The sequence below is a fragment of the Methylosinus sp. KRF6 genome (assembly GCF_018887255.1).
Classification (GTDB): domain Bacteria; phylum Pseudomonadota; class Alphaproteobacteria; order Rhizobiales; family Beijerinckiaceae; genus Methylosinus; species Methylosinus sporium.
Genome location: NZ_JAHLJF010000001.1, coordinates 3,967,714 through 3,985,848, shown reverse-complemented (window position 1 = coordinate 3,985,848; position 18,135 = coordinate 3,967,714). Strand labels below are relative to the sequence as shown.

The following is an 18,135-nucleotide window of genomic DNA, read 5'->3' as shown; positions in this document are numbered from 1 at the left end:
ACCGCTACCACTTCCACGCCATGCGCCGCCAGAATGGCGCCGGGTGAACGCTTACATTGCATCGACCTCACGCTGTGTCGAAGATCATCTCGAGAATTGCGATCGGACCCGCCAACGAGGCGACGGCCGCCGCAAATCGGGGAGCGGAGGCGAGCAGAACGGCCGTCAGCAGCGCTCCGAGGGAGGCTGCGATGACGAATGCGACGACGCCGATCGAGGCGCTCCGCGACAATGTCGCCAAGGCGAAAGCACAGACGAAAAGCGCGCCGCTCACGCATCGCGCTGCCACCTTTTCCCTCGTGCAGGGCCGATGTCCGAAGACCTGCTGGTGGTGACGATCCATCGCCAGCGCCGCGGCGAAAGAGCCGCAATAGCCGAGAACGAAAACAATCGGAGTCATGGGACGAGTTCTCTCTCGGACGTCTGATCGATGATTTTCTCGTTCGTGCGTTCTTCACGCAGTTTTCTCGCTGTCGCTGCGAATGCGCATCCGATTGCCGCCATGGCGACGTCGAATCCCAGAAACACTCGATCATAGGATGCGATCTCGCCGTTGCGATAGGCCGCCGCATCGGCGAGCGGCAAAGCGGCGAAGGCTCCGGCGGCGACGAGCAGCATCGGCGCCCAGGGCGGGCGGCGCCAAGGGAGAAGGGAGACGAGGAACACGGCGAGCCAGGTCGAGAAAAACATAATAGGCTCACCCAGCAGGCGACCGGGGGAGGCGGAAGGAAACAGCCTGTTCGCCCAGAAATACGCCGCCACTGCAATCGGCAATCCGACGATCACGCCGAGATTCAGCCTTTCGACCAGAAACATTCCGATGCGCGACGTGTCGCGTCGGCGCGCGCTGACCGACCACAGCACGAGACCTGTTCCGATCATCGCTGTCGCTGTCGACCCGCAAACGAACAGGCCCGCCCGCAGAGCCGCATCGGCGAAGCGACCGACATGCAGACCATACATCGTCATATGGGCAGCGACGACCGACGAAGGCGGCGACTGCGGAATCGATCTCCCATCCGGTCCGATGAAGCGCAGCTTGTCATAGCGATAGGCCAATGTTTCCGACGCGTCGCGTGTCAGCTCGATGAGCGTTCCGATCTCGCCCGGCCGATAGATATCGATCACTCCGGCGCGACCGCCCTCCCAACGCCGCCGCGCTTCCGCGAGCAGCGGCGCGACGGGCGCGAGAGGCGCAGGGTCCGAAACCGCCGGCGTCGGAGCGACGAGACCGGCTTCGGCGAGCAACGCCTGCGCGCGTCCCTGATAAGCGACATGGATTCCCCAGGGCATATAGAGGAACATCAAGGTGACCAATCCCGTATAGGTGATGACGAGATGGAAGGGCAAGGCCAGCACGCCGGCGATATTGTGGCCGTCCAGCCATGCCCGCTGACGCGTCGCGTCGGGCCGAAAGGTGAAGAAGTCGGCGAATATTCGCTTATGCGCGACGACGCCACTGACGAGCGCGACCAGCATCACGATCGCCGCGAAGCCGACGAGCAATCGTCCCCAGATCGACGGCATCTGAAGATCGAAGTGGAAATAATAGAGAAAGTCGCCGCCGAGCGTCGCGCGCGCCGGCGAGGGCGCGCCGCTCGCCGGATCGAGCCATTCGTGAACGAAGCTCGGCTCCTTTCCGGATTTGCGCCAGAGATGAATCTCCGTCGCCGGCTCGCGCGCATTCGGCAAGGTCACGCGCCATCGCTCGGCGTCGCCGCCGATCGCTCCAAGGCGGCGCAAGGCCGCGTCGGCGATTTGCGCATCATCCTTTGTATCGGCGGAAAATCCGAGCTCCGGCCGCATCCAATGCGAAATCTCGGAGCGGAAGTAGGTCGCGCTACCGGTGAGAAAAATCGCATAGAGAAGCCAGCCCGCCAGCAGGCCGGCCCAGCCGTGCAGCCACAGCATCGAACGAAAGAACGATCCGTTCACCACACGCTCCGCGACGCCGAGAGCGCCGCCGCGGCGAACGGAAGCGCGCAGAGCAGAAGCCCGAGCCATGCGCGAAGCGCGCTCGACGCCGCAAAACACCAGAGGAACGCGCCGACATAGACGGCGAAGCTCGTCATCATGCCTGTGAGCACGGCGTCGGCGCGGGCGTCTCGGAAGGAAATGGAGACAGCGACGACGAACAGCGAGGCGAACGCATAGCCGCCGACGATCGCAGCCATGGTTCGGGAAATAATCCCGAGACGTCGCTTCGCAGTCGCGTGATGAAGCAATCTCGACAAGACGCGCTCGCTCCTTCGACTCACGCTCGGCCTTTCATGAATGGAGGCGAAGCGCTTTCGATAGTCCGGCAAAACACAAAACGCGGGCTTGCGCGGTTTGCCACGATCGAGAGCTTAGCGTAGAAATTCGACGATTTCGCCGCCGCCGATCGCACGAAGCAACTTGTTTGGAAGAGTTCCGTAATAGGCCCTTCGACGCATAGCTTGGAAGCATTCCGCGCCGCGATCGTGATCGTCATCGCTCGCGATAGAGCGTGATCTCCGCCATATCGGCGTCCTTCGCGCCTTCGTTTTCGCCGCCTGCTATTACAGCGCGCCGGAGTGCTTCTATTGCGAGCGACGCAAGCTCGTGGCGACGTTGCGCTATCGCTGGTGAAGAGCCTGCGGCGCCACCCTTGGACATGGCTGTCGTCGTTGAAAGCACAAGCAACCGCGATCATAAAGCCCGCGTGAGTTCGGAAAACATACAGACTTCACCATTTTCCACGCTCGGCTCCGCGCCATACAAGTCACGACCACGTTGAAACGCCGCGCACGGTCGCTCGCGCCCAGCTGAACAAATGAAATGGCCTACTCGATATCCGCCGCCGGAAAGGACAATTTGAATGTCGCGCCGCCGCCGGGCGTCGCCTCGAGGATGACGCGGCCGTCATGCGCCTCCATCAGTTCCTTGACGATCGCGAGACCGAGCCCGGCGCCGGGCTTGGCGTCGGTCTTGCGCCAGAACGGCTCGAAGATCAGCTCGCGATCGTCCGCGGCCACGCCTTCTCCATGATCGATCACGGTTACTGTAGCGTCGCAGTCGACGCGCACGAGCACTGTGCCTCCTTCCGGCTCGGCGCGCAGCGCATTGTCGATGAGATTGCAGATGATGCTTTCCAGCGCCTGCCGATCTCCGGCGACGACGACCGACGCCGGCGTCGTCTCCAATGCGAGATGGCGTCCGTTCTTGAGCGCCAGCAGCGCATAATCGTCGACGGCCGCCTGCGCGACTTCGGCGAGATCGACCGAGATCGCCGCCTCGGGTCGGCCCTGCAAGCGCGCAGAGGCTAGAAGCTGTTCCACTATCGAGCGGATCCGCCTTGCATCGCGTTTCATGTCGCCGATGAAGCCGGCCTCTTCGGGATGGTTCAGCCGTTCGGTGAGAATAGCAACCGGCGTGCGCAATTCATGCGCGGCGTTGGCGAGGAAGCGGCGCTGGCGCTTGATGTCGTCGTCGAGGCGTTCGAGCGCCTCGTTCAGCGAGGCGACGAGCGGCCGAATTTCGGATGGCGCTTTGGAGAGCGACAGGCGCTGGTCGAGCGACACGAGATCGATCAGCTTGGCTTGTCCGACGAGTGCATCCAAGGACGAGAGTCCGCGCTTCAGCGTCACCCATCCGATGATCGCGACGACGATGATCTCGATGAGATGATATCTGATGTCTCCCAGCCCGGCCACATACATCCAGTATGGAAAATCACGCCATGACGATGCGTATCCATAGGTCGCGATCTCCAAGGCGCCATGTCGTGTATTCGTCAGAACGAGGGCGCCTTTGAAATCAGTTCCTGGCGCGCCATCGATCCGATAGGACAGGCTGATCGGCCTGACGCCGTCCTTGGCCTTGATGCGCGACACGAGCTCCGGCGACGATCCCGGCAATTCCGCCGCCGTTCTCGGGTCGATGACCGCTATGCGAAGAGACGGCATGAGCTCCATCGACGCCCGCAATTCCGGCGTCGGATCGAGACGCAAAATTCCGTCGGGCACACGCGTGACGGACGCCGCCGCCAGCGCATGGATTTTCGGAAAGGCGAGGTCGTTCCAATATTCGGGTCCGCCGGGAATCACGCCGAACGCGCCGAGAATATGAACGCCGACATGCGTCACGACATAGCCGGCGACCTGCGCGATCGCGACATAGACCGAGAGCCGCGCCGCGACCGAGCGGAACGGGATCATGCGCTGGCCTCGCTCAAAAGATAGCCGCGCCCCCGCACGAGATGAATCTCGACGCGCGCATCGGCGCTTTCGAGCCGCTTGCGCAGGCGGGAAACCAGCGTGTCGAGCGCTCCCGGCGACACGATGTCGTCGAAACCATATACTTCTTCCATCAAGATCGAGCGAGCGACCACGCGGTCGATGCGGAGGATGAGCGATTCGAGGAGGGCGAATTCTCGCTTGTGGAGCTTCATCGGATTTTCGGCCACGCGAAACTGCTGGTCGCTCGGATCGAAGGACAAGGCGCCGGCCGTGACCTCCGGCAACCTCGAGCCGCTCGGCGACCTCAAACGCGCCCGCACGCGCGCCATCAGCTCTTCCCCATCGAACGGCTTGACGAGATAATCGTCGGCTCCCGCGTCCAGCCCTTCCACGCGCTCGCGAGGCGCATCGAGCGCCGTGACCATCATGATCCGCAAGCCTGGCCGCAATTCGCGCAAGGCGGGGAGCGCCTCCACGCCGTCGCCATCCGGCAATCGTCGATCGAGCAGCGTCAGTCGATAGGGAAATTGCCTCAGCGCCTCGACAGCGTCGGCGAGATTTCCGACATGGTCGCAAGCATATCCGGCCTTCTCCAGCCGCTTGCCGATGAGGCGCGCCATATCGGCCTCGTCTTCGACGATCAAAATTCGCATTCGCACGCTGCCCGGCGGCAGTCCACTCGGACTCGAAACCAAGCGCAGACTAGAGCGCCGCCTTTCGCTTCGCCACCCGAGAGCCTTCATTCTGGAAACTTTCCGAAGCCTTCATCTTGGCAGATTGGTGTAAGGTTCATAAGCGTAACCATGGCTGTCCCGATCGGCAGCCACGCCTCCAAGCGTTTGGCCAGCCGGACGAAAATCTTGCCGGAGGCCCTGTCCGATGTCTGTTCTGCTTCGTCACGCGATCTGGGGCGTCGCCTCGCTGCTGACCACGACCACACTCTCGAACGCGGCCGCCCTCGGGCAAGAAACAGCGCCGTCGGTCTTGCCGGCCGTGAGGGTGGACGCGCCGCGGCAAAAGATGCAGCAAAGCGGCGCTGCGAGCCGCGCCATCGCGCGAGCGGCGAAGCGGCGTCCGGTTCGCGCGCCATCGCAGGCCGCGCATAGAAGCGAAAGTGATTCCGCGACGACGAACGGTGGTCCCGTGACAGTCGGCGGAGCGCCGAGCGGCGCGGCGACAGGCGTGCAAGGCTATGTCGCGAGCCGGAGTTCCGTCGGCGCCAAGACCAATGCGTCAATTCTCGAGGTGCCGCAGTCGATCTCGGTCGTAACGCGCCGGCAGATGGATGTGCGCAATGTTCAGCGCGAGGGCGAGGCGTTCCGCTACACGGCGGGCGTCTTCGCAGAGCCCTACGGCGCGGATCCGCGCCCGCTGTTCGACGCGCCGAACATCCGCGGGTTCGAAACCACTACAAACGGACTTTATCGCGACGGCCTGCGCGAGGCCAATGGCGTCTGGGGTCGCTTCCTCACCGAGTTCTATGGTCTCGAGCGCATCGATGTGCTGAAAGGGCCGTCCTCGGTGCTTTACGGACAAGGCGGACCCGGCGGCGTCATCGACAAGGTCACGAAGAAGCCTACGGATTACGCGCGCGGCGAAGTCTACATGCAGGGCGGAAGCTTCGACCGCAAGCAAGGAGCTCTGGATTTCAGTGGTCCCCTGGACGAGGATAAGAGGTTTCTCTATCGCCTTGTCGGCATGGCGCGCGACAGCGATACGCAGTTCCGATATGACGGCGACAAGGCGGTTCCCGATATACGCCAATATGTCGCGCCCTCATTCACATGGCGGCCTTCGGAAGACACGCAGCTCACCATTCTGGGCGACTGGCTGCACAACAGAACCGCGGGTCCCTTCACTCTCACCTTGGCCAATCAGACCTATACGCGGATCATGACCGGCGATCCGAGCTTCAACAAAAGCGAGTTCACGCAAGGAACGGTCGGCTATCGCTTCGAGCATAGGTTCGACGACGCGCTCTCGATCCGGCAGAACCTGCGCTACGGCGCGCACGACTTGAAATACAATAATATGACCGTCTCCAGCCTGACGGCGGCGGGCGTGCTCAATCGCACCGCGTCGATGATCGACGAACAGATCTATTCCTTCGCGCTCGACACTGTCGCCGAGGCGAAATTCGCCACCGGTCCGCTCTCGCATACGGCGATCGTCGGCATCGATTATCAATCGGCGACCTACACGACGCGCACACGCGCCGGCGTCGGTCCGACGCTCTCCCTGCTCTATCCCGTCTATGGGCAGTTCGTGACGCCGCCGACGAGCGTCACGAGCTATGCGCATCAGACCGCGACCCAGCTCGGATTCTATGGCCAGGACCAGATCGAGCTCGACGATTTCGTGCTGACCGTCGGAGCGCGCTACGATGACGCTCGCTCGACGACGACGAATTATCGCACCAGCGCCGTCGCCATCAAGACCGACAATGAGCCGAGCTATCGCGTCGGCCTGAATTATCTCTCAGCCTTTGGCCTCGCTCCCTATGTCGGCTATTCGCGCGCGTTCTTGCCGACGGCGGGAACAGATTTCAACGGCAATCCGTTCAAGCCGACTTTCGCCGAGCAGTTCGAAGGCGGCCTCAAATATCAGCCTCTCGATTTTCCCGGCATGTTCACGATCGCCTATTTCGATCTGACGCAGCAAAATGTCCTGACCGCGGACCCGGCGCGGCCGGCGACCACCTTTAAAGTGCAGACGGGCGAGGTGAATTCGAACGGTCTCGAGGTTCAGGCGACGCTGAACCCGGCGCCCGGCTTCGACATCGTCGCCGCTTTCACGCATAATCCGGTTCGCGTGACCAAGGACAATTCGAACGCGCAGGGCGTGAGCCTCATCGGCCGGCGCCCGGCGTATATCGCCAAAGACTATGGCTCGATATGGGGCGACTACACGATTCAGGACGGGCTCGCGAGAGGCTTCGGTTTTGGCGCGGGCGTGCGCGCCATCGGTCCGACCTATGCGGACGCCGCCAACACGGTGCAGAACAAGGGCTACACGCTTGTCGACCTCACCTTGCACTATGAGCCGAATCATATCCCGGAGCTCGAGCGCTTCAGGCTGCAATTGAACATCAATAATTTGCTCGACAGGCGGCATATCGTCTGCACAGCGACGACGAATTGCCAATGGGGCGCGGAGCGCTCGATCGTCGGGACGTTGTTCTATCGTTGGTGAGGCGGCTTGGTCGAGCCTGCCGAGTTCCCTTGCTCAGGCGCGACCCTCGAATAGCCGGCGATCAATTCCTGCATGATGACGCTCGCCGGCAAGATGGCGTCGAGCAGCCCGAGATTCTGGCCGACGACAAGGCTGCCGTTCTCGACGTCGCCGTCGACGGCCGCCCCCGCGCAAGACGCCACGACCGATCTCGCGGATGCGCTCCGCGGCCTCTTCGGGCGGCAGGTCCCGTTCGAGGCGCAGCATTTCATCCTTCTGATGCCACGCACTCCGTCGCCGGCGCTGACGCCGGTCAGAACGGTACGGTGTCGCCCTCCGCGGCAGCGACGATGGCGTTCTTGTAATTGGCGTGGATCGGGCATTCCTCGGCCACCAGGAAGCGGCTTCCGACCTCGACGCCGGCGGCGCCGAGCATGAACGAAGCGGCGACGCCGCGTCCATCCGCCCACACGATGATCCGATCACCCTCGGCCAGCACGATCTCCATCTGGCCGGTCGACCCGGGAGAGGAATATTCCGTCCCCGAGTCCGGCGTGATCGTTACGGGCAGGATCGGCGTGAGTTCCTGCGGCGCGGCCAGGACGACGCCGAACTGCCGACGCCAGGTGAAGAGCTGGTTGGTGTTGAGGTCGCGCCGCCGCGCGACCTCGGCGATCGAAGCTCCCTCCTCGAGGCTCTCGTCGACGATCCGGCGCTTCTCATCCATAGCCCATGATCGACGCTTGCGCTCGAGCGCCGGGGGACCATCATCGTTGCGCGACATAGGCGATATGTCCGCTTGTAACTGAAGTGGACACGATCATCGCGCCACCCGTCAGGCAGCTATCTCAAAAACCGAGGTCACCGCCAGGCGGCCGCCCCCGAAGGGATACGATTCAACTTGTCCTCGGACCGACACTAAGACGAGAGGTTCGGATCGAAACGCGAGATTGGAATACGGCTGCGTGGTTCATGATCGGGACGTCATCCCGATCAGAAAATCGAGAAGATCCATTGCGTTGCGCTCCAGATCATAGCGCTTCTCGAAACTCGCGCGGGCTTTCGACGACATTTCGCCGCGCTCCTTTCGCGACATTGCGCACATTTTTTGCCAGCCGGCGCTTACTGCTTCGATGTCGTCACAGACCACCAATCCGGCGCCGTCGGCCTCGATCTCCCGCCAAATATTGACCTTGTTCGTGATGAGAACAGGAACTCCGAGCGCGAGCGCCTCAGCGACGACTATGCCGAAATTTTCTTGATGAGACGGTAGAATAAAGAACTCCGACGACCTGAACGCTCCCCATTTGGCGTCGCCGGAGAGCATTCCCGGCCAATGGATGCGGTCGGCGACCCCGAGTTCGGCAGCCAATTTTTGGAGGCTGCTCTTCCAGCCCGTTTGATCAGGTCCCGCGATCACGAGATCGATATCACAAAACTGAAGGGCGTGCCGCGCGAAGGCACGGATGAGTAGATCGACGCCTTTCTTGGGATGAATGCGGCTCAAAAACAGGATGAGCTTCCGGTCTTTGACGTCGGGAACCTTCGCCATGAAGGCGGCGCGCTGCTCTGCGGGATCTCCATCGACGTCACATGCGCCATAGCCGACGACGAATGGATTCGCCGAATAGGGCGAGAACGATCGCGGCGCAAGCTCACGCTCCTCTTCGGATGTGAAGAGAACGCCGCGTGCGTCACGGAGGACTTTATGTTCGAACATCCTCCAGAAAATCGACTTGAAAAATGTCTTTATAGGATATGTCTTGTTGAACCACGGATCGAGCATGCCGTGCGTGAATACGAAGTAGGGTATCCCTGAGTCGCGTAGGGCCCTCCAGCTTCCAAATGACGAATAGTTCCACAGGCCATTGATGATCACGGCGTCATAGTTCCCGGCGTAAATCCTCAACCAGCGGCCGAGATTGGGCGTATAGCCATAGCGAAGCCACGGCAAAATCCGCCGTAGAGGACTGCCGCTGCCAACGGCAAATGTAGGTATCGGCGCCTCATGAGCACAAGATGCGCCTATTGGATCGAGACAGAGAATATGGCGCTCGTGCCCATACTTTGACCAAATGGCGGAACTGGAGAAGACTCCCTCGATCGGTCCTCCGCCTCGCCGGTCTACCGACGCAATGACATGCAGGACTTTCATTCATCGATCCTTGTTTCCCCCAGCGAACGGAGTCGCAAAAAGCGTATCGATTCCGACATCCGATGGAACGAACAGGCTCGACTTCGAGGCTGGCGTCTGGCTTCGATAATGCTTGCTCCGATCGAGTCGCACGAGGCTTTGGAGATCGGCGTCGCAGTCTTCTGGTGTCCTTGTAGCCTCTGCGATACGGCCCTCTCCTCCGCGATAGACAGTGAGGCATGGGCGTCGCGCCGACAGTTTTGTCGGAGAAGATCGACCTTGGAGTGGAAACGCGATGGTTCGCTCTTCATTGAGAATACGCAAAGATGACAATCTCAGCAGGTCGAGCGGCGCCTGACCAGGCCAGAACGCCCTATCAATCGGCGCGAGGGAGCCGAGCACGCGTGAATGCGTCTTGCCGAGATGTCTCAGCGGCAAGAGCAGGAGCTCAAAATCCGATGTTTCGTAACCGCTAGCGGTGGAGCCCCGGGCGCCGGCCACGACCGGAACTACACCGTCCATCAATGTCTGAAAAATCGCCTGGATGTCGATTCGTTCTGCCTGATCCCAGAGTTCAAGAAACGAGCGGCCTTTTTGGTCGGCAGACCAAAGGGCATTCACACGCGCTCCACAGAGTCTGATGGGAAAGCGCGATTGCTTATCAGCCTCGATAATGAAGGCGTCGGCGAGCACATGTCTAATTTGCGCGGGGTCTATCTCGGAGCGATCCGGCGCCGACCGTCCCCCTTTGATTTCCCTCCAGTAATTGTAGAGTTCCCGGCTGATGAATTGCTTCATTTCTTGCCCAGCCTCTCTCGGCGCGGCAGCCGCAGTTGATTTTCAGCCCGAGCAGACGAGAGCATTTCCATGCACATTTTTCGATTATCCCTTGTCGCTTTTTTTATCGACCTGATTTGAACAGAAGCGGATCGAGGATCTATTCGTCATTTTAGTCAGCTGCGAAGCCATGCCAGGAGCGTGTCGAAGGTTCATGAAATCGGCTCGCCTGAACGCTTTCGGCAATATGGACGGCGCCTCGCCCGAGGCGAAGCGCCGAGAGGACGCGCATCTTTCCGTGCGACCTTGAATTGGGGAGACCGTGTCGGCAACGAAATATATTTGCGATAAACTGTATTCTCTGTTTCTCTCAGAGTCTGTCCGTGAACTTCATGGTTTATTACAAAATCTTCTGAACATGAGGCGGATGGAGGCGAGGTCAGGGCTGTTCAACGCTCTGTGCTTCGGGCTGAACGAGGGCACAATTTTTCGCTTTTAAGTTTCAGACGTGTCTGAATCTATGGGGAGCAACCCGAATCGGAGGTTGACGACGATCGATCTTGCATCCTGCCTTGCCGCCATCCCCGATCGGCGGCGCGCCGAAGGAAAGATTTTACAACCAAGTCGGCGTCATCCTGGGATCCTGCCATGCTGAGTGGCGCTCGGTCGTATCGGCAAATTCACGCTCTGATCCGCGCCAGGCTTTCCTTGCTCAACGCGGCGTTTCCGGACGCGGCGCTGCGTCGGGCGCCGGCCTACACCTCTGTGCACGGCATCCTGCGGCAGCTCGACCCGGACGAGCTCGAGAAGGCGTTTCGTCGTCATGCGGAAAGCCTCGACAGCTCCTGCGCGGGCGCGCCGTCCCGCTTTATCGCCATCGACGGAAAGACCCTGCGGCAGAGCTTCGACGCTTTCGCCGATCGAGACCGAGCGCGCCGCACGATCAGCGCACTGTCTCGACCTACATCTTCGGCGTCGTCTGTCCAAAGGACGGCAAGGGCGCGGCGCTGGTTCTACCAGCCTGCAACACCTATGCGATGAACCTGCTCCTCGCCGAAATCACGAAAAATGTCGCGCCGGACGCCCACGCTGCTCTTATCGTCGACCGCGCCGGCTGGCACATGACCGACAAGCTGGTCGTTCCGCCCAACATCACGCTCGTTCCCTTGCCGGCGAAATGTCCAGAGCTGAACCCGGCCGAAAACGTTTGGCAGTTTCTGCGCGAAAACTGGCTCTCTAACCGCGTCTTCAAATCCTACGACGATATCGTCGATCACTGTTGCGTTGCTTGGAACAAGCTCATCGACCAGCCGTGGCGTATCATGTCCATCGGGTTGCGCGATTGGGCCCATGGGTTTTGATAAGTGAGGATTGGTATTACGCGTTGAGCCGCCCGAGGATGATAGAAGCGATTCCGACATGCGGCAATCAGAATCGCTGGCGTCGAACTCATGCATCGCATAAAGAAGGGTCAATTCGCGCTGAGCAGATTTAGAGCCGCCGGGACAACTGCGCCCGAAATCTGAAGTGCTGTGCTCGCTGTCTGATCCTAACGAACGGCTGGCTCCCATCGCGTAGCTATCGACAAAAATTGCACCGCAACCGTTCAGTAAGCATGGGGGTCGCGGACCACGAGCAGAGCCGTCCTGCAGATGATTTCAAAATCGAGCCAAATGGACCAGCGATCTATATATTCGATGTCGTAATCGACGCGCCGCCGCAATTTATCGACGCTATCGAGTTCACCACGCAGACCATGAACTTGGGCCCAGCCCGTTAGGCCGGGCTTCATGCGATGGCGGACGGCGTAATAATCCACCAGCTCTTCGAGGCTTTGGCCATGAGTCCTCGTCTGTAGAGCATGAGGCCTCGGTCCGACGACCGACATCTCGCCCTGCAGCACGTTGAAAAATTGCGGGAGCTCGTCGAGACTCGTGCGCCGAATGAAACGACCGACGCGAGTGACGCGGGGGTCCTGCTTCCGAGTCTGAATGGTCGCGTGATGGTCGGTCATGTCTCCATACATCGAACGAAACTTCCACAATTCGAAAACTCGGCCGTTGAAACCCGTTCGTCTTTGGCGAAAGAAAACCGGGCCGGGACTCTCGATGCGGATCGCCAATGCGATGAGCAGCATGATTGGCAAAGACGCCAAAATAATCGCTGACGCGATTAGTATGTCTTCCATTCGTTTGAGCCAGAGATTCCATCCATCGATCGGCTTTTCGACAGCGCGGATCGATAGGCTTTGTCCAAAGAGCGTGACATTCAACATGCTCGATCGAAGCCCATCGCAATAAGGAAGGACAAAAATCTGCGCGGAAATATGGCGCAGCAAATGGAGATTGCGCAATACGATGGGCGCATCTTCCCAATTCGTGGCGATGTAGACGATATCGATCTCGTCGCGAGCGATATGATCGGAAATTGTCGCGAGGTCGCTCAAGTCTCGTAGACGCAACGATTTCAAGGTGCGGGCCTCATAGGCGCTGTATTGGGCAATTTCCTCGGCGCAGAGCGGATCGTGAAAGACCCCGACCGACAAAGCGGTATAGACACAGCCGCCGCGATTCAGCGCCCGACGCAACTGTCCGACGACGAACCATCTTATCAACGAAACAGCCATGCATGCGGTAATTGCCCATGAAAAGAACCAAAGACGTGAATATGTTTCTGCTGTCTTGGTGGCGACCGCGATGACGACGAGTGTTGTGAACGTCGCTATGAAACAAATCACAAATCTGCGGGTAGCGAATAGCCGATCGAGAATCCCGCGTGTGGAGTAGAGCGCGAACGCATAGGATAACAAGAGATAAAAGCCTGCGGCAAATATGCTGGCCGCAATTTGCCGGTCGGCAAGATAGTCGAGTCGGCTTTCGAAGCCCCCGAAAAGCCACTCGAAGAACACCCCGAATCCGATGATTGCCGAGACGTCGAGCAATAGCAATATTGCTGTATAATTTTCCAAGGAAATTCGGCGTCCATCGAATTCAGTCGAGACGACGTCGACCTCGCTATCTACGACCTGCGTGGCTCGCATGTGACGATCGACTCTCTCGAATTACTCGCGTCTCGTTCGCCGCGGCGAATGAGAAGCGGGGTGTAACGGAAACGAAGGAACTTCGGCGAAGAAGCCTCGGGCCGCTTCGAAGTGCGGATGGTGTTCCGCCGCCTTGTCCGAAATCCCCGTTTGTCCGAGTTTACGAACAACCTCAGGCTGATCGGGCGACACCATCAATCATCTCGATGAGGTCTTCGAGCATAGAACGGGCGACTACAATCACATATTTTAGCGAAAAATGTTTATAAATAAAAATATATCGATATTATTATGCACGCTCATTCGATATTATCGATATATTTTTGCGTTATAATTTGAGGTTAGGTCTATGCATTTTTCGATGTTTAATATTATAGTGCCAATTTAGTAGCAACAACCAATAAGTGTATAGCGCCATGATCACAGCCAGCGTCGCTCCAAATTTGGTTGACCTTGCGTTATTGCGGCTAACGCTGTCCCATATCGAGAGCAAACACTTTAAAGTCGCTCCACAAATTCCTCTCGAAGTGTTGCTCGTTCTTTCGGCAAATCAGGGCTCGTTACGTTTATCGGAGCTCTACAGGCGCGTTCGCGCGACTCAGGCCGCGGTTCGGCTTCATTTGCGTTCGCTCGAAATGTTGGAGTTGGTCGACGAAGGCATCGATCCCTCAGATCGCCGCGCCAGACGCATTTTTCTAACTCCAAAAGGCGTCGCCAATGTTCGGCGTTACGCCGAAGATTCCATGCGGGTGATGGCGCAACTCGGACCAGAAAAGGCCATGCATGACGCATAGCCGCCGGCAGAGATGATACAAAATTGCGGAGCACAAGTCTCGAATACAAAGTAAGCCGTTAATGCCGGGCGAAATCGATCAGCGCTCGATTATACCGAGACGTCCTGACGATGCAGTTCCGGGATCATGACAATCTCCCCGAGTTCGATCACCGCGCCCTCCCTCCCGCCGAGGGGAGCGGCATCGGCGAATTACCGCGCCGCCGGGCTTTCCAGGCCATGCCTCGGAAAGCCCGGCGTCACGAAAACTGGGGGGACATTTCGGGAGTTTACGACCGGCGCTCACGCATCTCGCACGCGCTACCGTGGTCTGTGTACGACAGTCGACCGTTTACCAAAGTGACCAACAATCGTGAGAGCCAGCGGCGCCGATACGCTTTGGTCGAGAGAGTGCGGAGTCTGGGATGGGACGACGTTCAGCTCACGTCAGCGCCGAAGATGTCGTCGATCGATTGCCGCGCGAGATTGAAGCGAAGACGGTCCAACGGACTATATCCCAAGTGATGCAAGACTGCCGGATTGTCTGCGATTGGGCGGACGCCCGTCGCGGCATCCCTAGCCCTAGTCGTCATGGTGAACCGGAGATCGTCGAGAAGGAGACCGAAATCGTTCGGCCTATCTTCTCCCCTCGTGAGCCCCAATGGCCGTCGTGCAAATTCGATCGTAAAACCGTCGCAACGCTGCGTGTTCGCTCTTGAACTAAGCGACATCGACGCCCAGCCTGCATGACAGCTCCGCGAGCTTGCTTTCCAAATACCAGCGATAAGACTCGGCAATGCCCTCTTCTAGCGAAATTTCCGGCTTCCAGCCCAACGCCGCGATACGGCTAGAATCCATCAATTTGCGCGGGGTTCCGTCGGGCTTGGACTTGTCGAAGACGATCTTCCCGGAAAAAGCGACGGCGTCCGCGACGATCTCCGCAAGGCGGCGAATGGAAATCTCATAGCCGGCGCCACAATTGACGTGCTCATATTCGTCGTAATTGTCCAGGCAGAACACGACGCCTCTCGCCAGATCGTCGACATGCAGAAATTCCCGCAACGGCGAACCGGTTCCCCACACGACGACCTCTTGGCGCCCGGCCACTTTCGCTTCATGAAACTTACGAATGAGTGCCGGCAGCACATGACTGGTCGTCAGGTCGAAGTTGTCGTTCGGTCCATAAAGATTGCACGGCATCACGGAAATATAATGCCGACCATACTGCTTACGGTACGCCTGACACAGTTTGATGCCGGCGATCTTGGCGATCGCATACCATTCGTTGGTCGCCTCCAACGGCCCGGTGAGCAGAGCCTCCTCCTTGATCGGTTGAGGCGCGAATTTGGGATAGATGCAGGAGGAGCCAAGGAACACCAAGCGATCGACACCTGCCGCATGAGCGGAGTGAATGATGTTGGTTTCGATCGCCAGATTGTCGTAGATGAAGTCTGCGGGAAACGTGTCGTTGGCGTAGATCCCGCCGACTTTCGCGGCGGCGAACACGATGGCGTCGGGGCAGTTCTGTTTCAGCCAGACTTCGACGGCGATCTGATTGCGCAGATCGACGACGGAGCGGTCGGCTTTGACGACTTGATCGCCACGCTTCTCCAGGTGTCGGGCGATCGCAGACCCCACCATACCCTTGTGGCCCGCGACCCAAATACGTCTTCGGCCCATTTGAAAGTCTCCATACGAAACGATGGCGGGATAGAAGTGTCGCGCCCGGATGTCTACACAAAGACCTTCAGATCGTCGCCTCGTATCCGAGCGGAATATTATACTCAACAATATAGTTGAAACAAAATAACATATAGGTGCAACTTTTATCGATAAATAATGTCATTGCGTAACCGCGCTCTTCGCGCCTTTTAGAAAAGGCGTAGCTTACGAGTTAGGACCCTTCGCGTAGATCGGGAAGCATCGTTTGATGACGAAAACGTACTTGAACGATCTTCCCGATTGCCGTCGGCTAATCGGTCGGCGCGTGAACAAGGCGAGCCAGCCCTATATCGCCGATGCTCTCCTGAGCCTCTTTCGCGTCCCCATGAGCGCCGCGACGCACGAACCGCATTTTGCGATCTGTGACGTATGGCGTCGGACGCACGATACGAAACGACGCGGCTGTAGAGCGAGCGCGATGGAAGTCGCGTTCTGGCTCGGAGTCGCGGGCGTCGGGCCGGCGTGTTGGGCCGAACTCGCCGAGGCGCAGGTCGTCGGCGCCCCCTCGAGCCGAGGCTATTTGGACGACGCGCCGAGCCTGCTGTCGCCCAAGCCGATGTCGCAGAGAAGCCTGCGGTTGAAGCCCTTGCGCGACTACACCGGCCTGCCTTTCGCGGATTGGTTGATCTATCCGAGCCTTTTCGTCGGCGCGGCGTTCGACGACAACGTCTTTCAAGCGACCAATTATCGAACGTCGGAACCCGGCGTGCGTCTGCGGCCGAATATCGTGGCGGTGCGCGACGCCGGAATACACAAGACGACGGCGTTCGCTCATGGCGACATCCGCCTCTACGCTCTCTCCACGGCCAACGCCGTCGATGCGCGGGTCGGATTTGCTCATCGATGGGAGGCGCGGCGCGATCTCTCGTTCCGCTTTCAGGGAGAATATGACCGCCGCACCGATATGTACAACAACGGCTATGTGACGACCTCGAATGGAGCGGCGACGGCCGCCATCGGCGCGAAAATCGCCAGTCCGCAACGTTACAATCAATTCGTCGGCTCGATCGCTGCACTGAAGTCGTTCGATCGCTTTTTTGTCGGGCTCGGCGGCAGCATCGTCGGAACCGATTATGACGCGCTCGACACGACAGCCGGGTCGATCTCGCAGTCTTATCGGAACAACGTCGTTTACGCGGCGACCGGGCGGCTCGGCTATTCGGCGACGCCGCTGCTCTATGCCTTCACCGAAGCGACCGGAAACTTCCGTAACTTCGACAACGCCATTTACAATTCCGACGGCTATCGGCTGGTCGGCGGCCTCGGCACGGATCGCATCAGCCTGTTTCGCGGCGAGGTCTACGCCGGTTATCAACGGCAGCTCTACGACAGCCCTTTGTTCGTTTCGCCATCCAGTCCCGTCATCGGCGGCAAGGTCTTCTGGTATCCGACGCGCGCGTGGACGGTGACGGCGTCCGCAGACGAGACCTTCCAAGACTCCGGGCTGACGGCCGTCGGCAATCCGACCGGCAGCGCCGCGCGCGTGACGTCGGCGTTGGGGACCGTCCATTACGCTCTGTCGAGATCATGGTCCGCTTCGGTTCGCGGCGGTCATGATGATCTCTTCTATATCAACGGCGGACGCCATGACCGCCGCTGGACCGCCGGCGGGCAGTTGCATTACGAACTCCTGCGCAATCTCAACGCAACGTTCGACTATTCTTTCGTCACGGTCGCGTCCACCGCCCTCGGAGCGAGTTTCAGCCGAAACATTTTCTCGATCGGCGCCACATACAAATACTGAACCGACAAAGGAGGGTCCGATGTTCAAGCAGATCATATTGGCGACGAGCGTCGCGCTGATGGCGGCGTCGACGACACCGGCGGCTGCGCGTTCCGGGCAGGCCGGCGCGCATTCGAGTCGCCCTTCCGAGACGCTGGTGGACGCGCGGGTCGCGTCGCTTTTCTCGCAATATCCGAATGGCGGCCCCGATCTCGTCGCGGCGCTCGAGGGTTTGCTGGAACAAAGCCCGGCGCTCGCCGCCGATGTGGCGGCGGCGGCCCGCCTCGGAAATCTCGATCAGGAGAACGCCGCCGGCCTGGCCCTCGCCGACGCCCAGGCCGCGTTGGCGGCGGCGGGAGACATCAAAGGCGCGGACGCGTTGCGCGAGGCGGCCGCGCGAGCAGATCCGCGGACGGCGGCGGCGTATCACGCCGCCTCGGGCGAAGTCGCGTTCGGAGAAAGCCGCGGCCCCGGCGGCCAATGGTATTTCGGCGGCGTCGGCTCTTTCGGCGGGGGCGGCGGCGGCTCGGTCGGCGCGCTCGGAAGCAGGGTCAGTCCCAATTGATCGCGTGGCGGCGCTTGCTTCCTGAACGTGGG

At 59.8% G+C, this 18,135-nt stretch carries 15 protein-coding genes and 1 pseudogene; 5 read left to right on the top strand and 11 right to left on the bottom strand.

Going from position 1 to position 18,135, the window contains the following annotated elements; all coding sequences use genetic code 11:
- Positions 1-67: 67 nt before the first annotated feature.
- The 5 genes from KP010_RS18790 to KP010_RS18770 all read right to left on the bottom strand — a co-directional run bounded on the left by KP010_RS18790 (position 68) and on the right by KP010_RS18770 (position 4,852).
- A complete protein-coding gene (locus KP010_RS18790; RefSeq protein ID WP_142864283.1) occupies positions 68-400 on the bottom strand; it encodes a DUF3325 domain-containing protein in 333 nt (110 codons plus the stop codon).
- Positions 397-1,935: a PepSY domain-containing protein gene (locus tag KP010_RS18785; RefSeq protein ID WP_185966595.1), complete on the bottom strand. Its 1,539-nt coding sequence runs from the start codon at positions 1,933-1,935 to the stop codon at positions 397-399. The genes KP010_RS18790 and KP010_RS18785 overlap by 4 nt, the downstream gene beginning before the upstream one ends.
- Positions 1,932-2,174 carry a DUF3649 domain-containing protein gene (locus tag KP010_RS18780; protein WP_185966596.1) on the bottom strand — a complete coding sequence of 81 codons (243 nt, stop codon included), beginning with the start codon at positions 2,172-2,174 and terminating at the stop codon, positions 1,932-1,934. The genes KP010_RS18785 and KP010_RS18780 overlap by 4 nt, the downstream gene beginning before the upstream one ends.
- Before the next feature lie 630 nt (positions 2,175-2,804).
- A complete protein-coding gene (locus tag KP010_RS18775; protein ID WP_142864285.1) occupies positions 2,805-4,178 on the bottom strand; it encodes a cell wall metabolism sensor histidine kinase WalK in 1,374 nt (457 codons plus the stop codon).
- On the bottom strand, positions 4,175-4,852 hold the full coding sequence (locus KP010_RS18770) for a response regulator transcription factor (protein WP_142864286.1): 678 nt from the start codon (positions 4,850-4,852) through the stop codon (positions 4,175-4,177). The genes KP010_RS18775 and KP010_RS18770 overlap by 4 nt, the downstream gene beginning before the upstream one ends.
- A gap of 490 nt (positions 4,853-5,342) precedes the next feature.
- Between KP010_RS18770 and KP010_RS18765 the strand changes: the two genes are divergently transcribed.
- The gene (locus KP010_RS18765; RefSeq protein WP_185966597.1) at positions 5,343-7,391 is read left to right on the top strand and encodes a TonB-dependent siderophore receptor; all 2,049 of its coding nucleotides are present in this window, start codon (positions 5,343-5,345) and stop codon (positions 7,389-7,391) included.
- Here KP010_RS18765 and KP010_RS18760 read toward each other — a convergent pair.
- The 4 genes from KP010_RS18760 to KP010_RS18745 form a co-directional block, all read right to left on the bottom strand.
- On the bottom strand, positions 7,379-7,573 hold the full coding sequence (locus KP010_RS18760) for a hypothetical protein (RefSeq protein ID WP_142864288.1): 195 nt from the start codon (positions 7,571-7,573) through the stop codon (positions 7,379-7,381). The two genes, KP010_RS18765 and KP010_RS18760, sit on opposite strands and share 13 nt — an antisense overlap.
- A 110-nt stretch (positions 7,574-7,683) precedes the next feature.
- Positions 7,684-8,154: a transposase gene (locus KP010_RS18755; RefSeq protein WP_142864289.1), complete on the bottom strand. Its 471-nt coding sequence runs from the start codon at positions 8,152-8,154 to the stop codon at positions 7,684-7,686.
- Between the two features lie 186 nt (positions 8,155-8,340).
- Positions 8,341-9,525 (bottom strand): glycosyltransferase, encoded by a 1,185-nt coding sequence (locus KP010_RS18750; protein ID WP_142864290.1) that lies wholly within the window; start codon positions 9,523-9,525, stop codon positions 8,341-8,343.
- Positions 9,526-10,302, bottom strand: a complete 777-nt coding sequence (locus tag KP010_RS18745) for a PAS domain-containing protein (protein ID WP_142864291.1) — start codon at positions 10,300-10,302, stop codon at positions 9,526-9,528.
- A gap of 893 nt (positions 10,303-11,195) precedes the next feature.
- Between KP010_RS18745 and KP010_RS22895 the strand changes: the two are divergent.
- Positions 11,196-11,642: pseudogene (locus tag KP010_RS22895) on the top strand (IS630 family transposase); the annotation flags it as partial.
- A gap of 245 nt (positions 11,643-11,887) precedes the next feature.
- Here the strand turns inward: KP010_RS22895 and KP010_RS18735 are convergent.
- Entirely contained in the window at positions 11,888-13,321 is a 1,434-nt protein-coding gene (locus tag KP010_RS18735) for an exopolysaccharide biosynthesis polyprenyl glycosylphosphotransferase (RefSeq protein WP_142864293.1), read from the bottom strand.
- A gap of 416 nt (positions 13,322-13,737) precedes the next feature.
- On the opposite strand from KP010_RS18735, the gene KP010_RS18730 reads away from it, so the two are divergent.
- On the top strand, positions 13,738-14,115 hold the full coding sequence (locus tag KP010_RS18730; RefSeq protein ID WP_142864294.1) for a winged helix DNA-binding protein: 378 nt from the start codon (positions 13,738-13,740) through the stop codon (positions 14,113-14,115).
- Positions 14,116-14,813: 698 nt separating this feature from the next.
- Here KP010_RS18730 and KP010_RS18725 read toward each other — a convergent pair.
- On the bottom strand, positions 14,814-15,773 hold the full coding sequence (locus tag KP010_RS18725; RefSeq protein WP_142864262.1) for a GDP-L-fucose synthase: 960 nt from the start codon (positions 15,771-15,773) through the stop codon (positions 14,814-14,816).
- 460 nt (positions 15,774-16,233) lie between these two features.
- On the opposite strand from KP010_RS18725, the gene KP010_RS18720 reads away from it, so the two are divergent.
- Together KP010_RS18720 and KP010_RS18715 are read left to right on the top strand one after the other, a co-directional pair.
- On the top strand, positions 16,234-17,559 hold the full coding sequence (locus KP010_RS18720) for an outer membrane beta-barrel protein (protein ID WP_185966590.1): 1,326 nt from the start codon (positions 16,234-16,236) through the stop codon (positions 17,557-17,559).
- 19 nt (positions 17,560-17,578) lie between these two features.
- The gene (locus KP010_RS18715; protein WP_142864260.1) at positions 17,579-18,103 is read left to right on the top strand and encodes a hypothetical protein; all 525 of its coding nucleotides are present in this window, start codon (positions 17,579-17,581) and stop codon (positions 18,101-18,103) included.
- Positions 18,104-18,135 lie beyond the last annotated feature (32 nt).

What these genes read in the sequence shown, in the direction of transcription:
- KP010_RS18790 (WP_142864283.1), bottom strand. Translation starts at nt 400, where the DNA reads ATGACTCCGATTGTTTTCGTTCTCGGCTATTGCGGCTCTTTCGCCGCG.
- KP010_RS18780 (WP_185966596.1), bottom strand. Translation starts at nt 2,174, where the DNA reads ATGGCTGCGATCGTCGGCGGCTATGCGTTCGCCTCGCTGTTCGTCGTC.
- KP010_RS18775 (WP_142864285.1), bottom strand. Translation starts at nt 4,178, where the DNA reads ATGATCCCGTTCCGCTCGGTCGCGGCGCGGCTCTCGGTCTATGTCGCG.
- KP010_RS18770 (WP_142864286.1), bottom strand. Translation starts at nt 4,852, where the DNA reads ATGCGAATTTTGATCGTCGAAGACGAGGCCGATATGGCGCGCCTCATC.
- KP010_RS18755 (WP_142864289.1), bottom strand. Translation starts at nt 8,154, where the DNA reads ATGTCGCGCAACGATGATGGTCCCCCGGCGCTCGAGCGCAAGCGTCGA.
- KP010_RS18750 (WP_142864290.1), bottom strand. Translation starts at nt 9,525, where the DNA reads ATGAAAGTCCTGCATGTCATTGCGTCGGTAGACCGGCGAGGCGGAGGA.
- KP010_RS18745 (WP_142864291.1), bottom strand. Translation starts at nt 10,302, where the DNA reads ATGAAGCAATTCATCAGCCGGGAACTCTACAATTACTGGAGGGAAATC.
- KP010_RS18735 (WP_142864293.1), bottom strand. Translation starts at nt 13,321, where the DNA reads ATGCGAGCCACGCAGGTCGTAGATAGCGAGGTCGACGTCGTCTCGACT.
- KP010_RS18730 (WP_142864294.1), top strand. Translation starts at nt 13,738, where the DNA reads ATGATCACAGCCAGCGTCGCTCCAAATTTGGTTGACCTTGCGTTATTG.
- KP010_RS18725 (WP_142864262.1), bottom strand. Translation starts at nt 15,773, where the DNA reads ATGGGCCGAAGACGTATTTGGGTCGCGGGCCACAAGGGTATGGTGGGG.
- KP010_RS18720 (WP_185966590.1), top strand. Translation starts at nt 16,234, where the DNA reads ATGGAAGTCGCGTTCTGGCTCGGAGTCGCGGGCGTCGGGCCGGCGTGT.
- KP010_RS18715 (WP_142864260.1), top strand. Translation starts at nt 17,579, where the DNA reads ATGTTCAAGCAGATCATATTGGCGACGAGCGTCGCGCTGATGGCGGCG.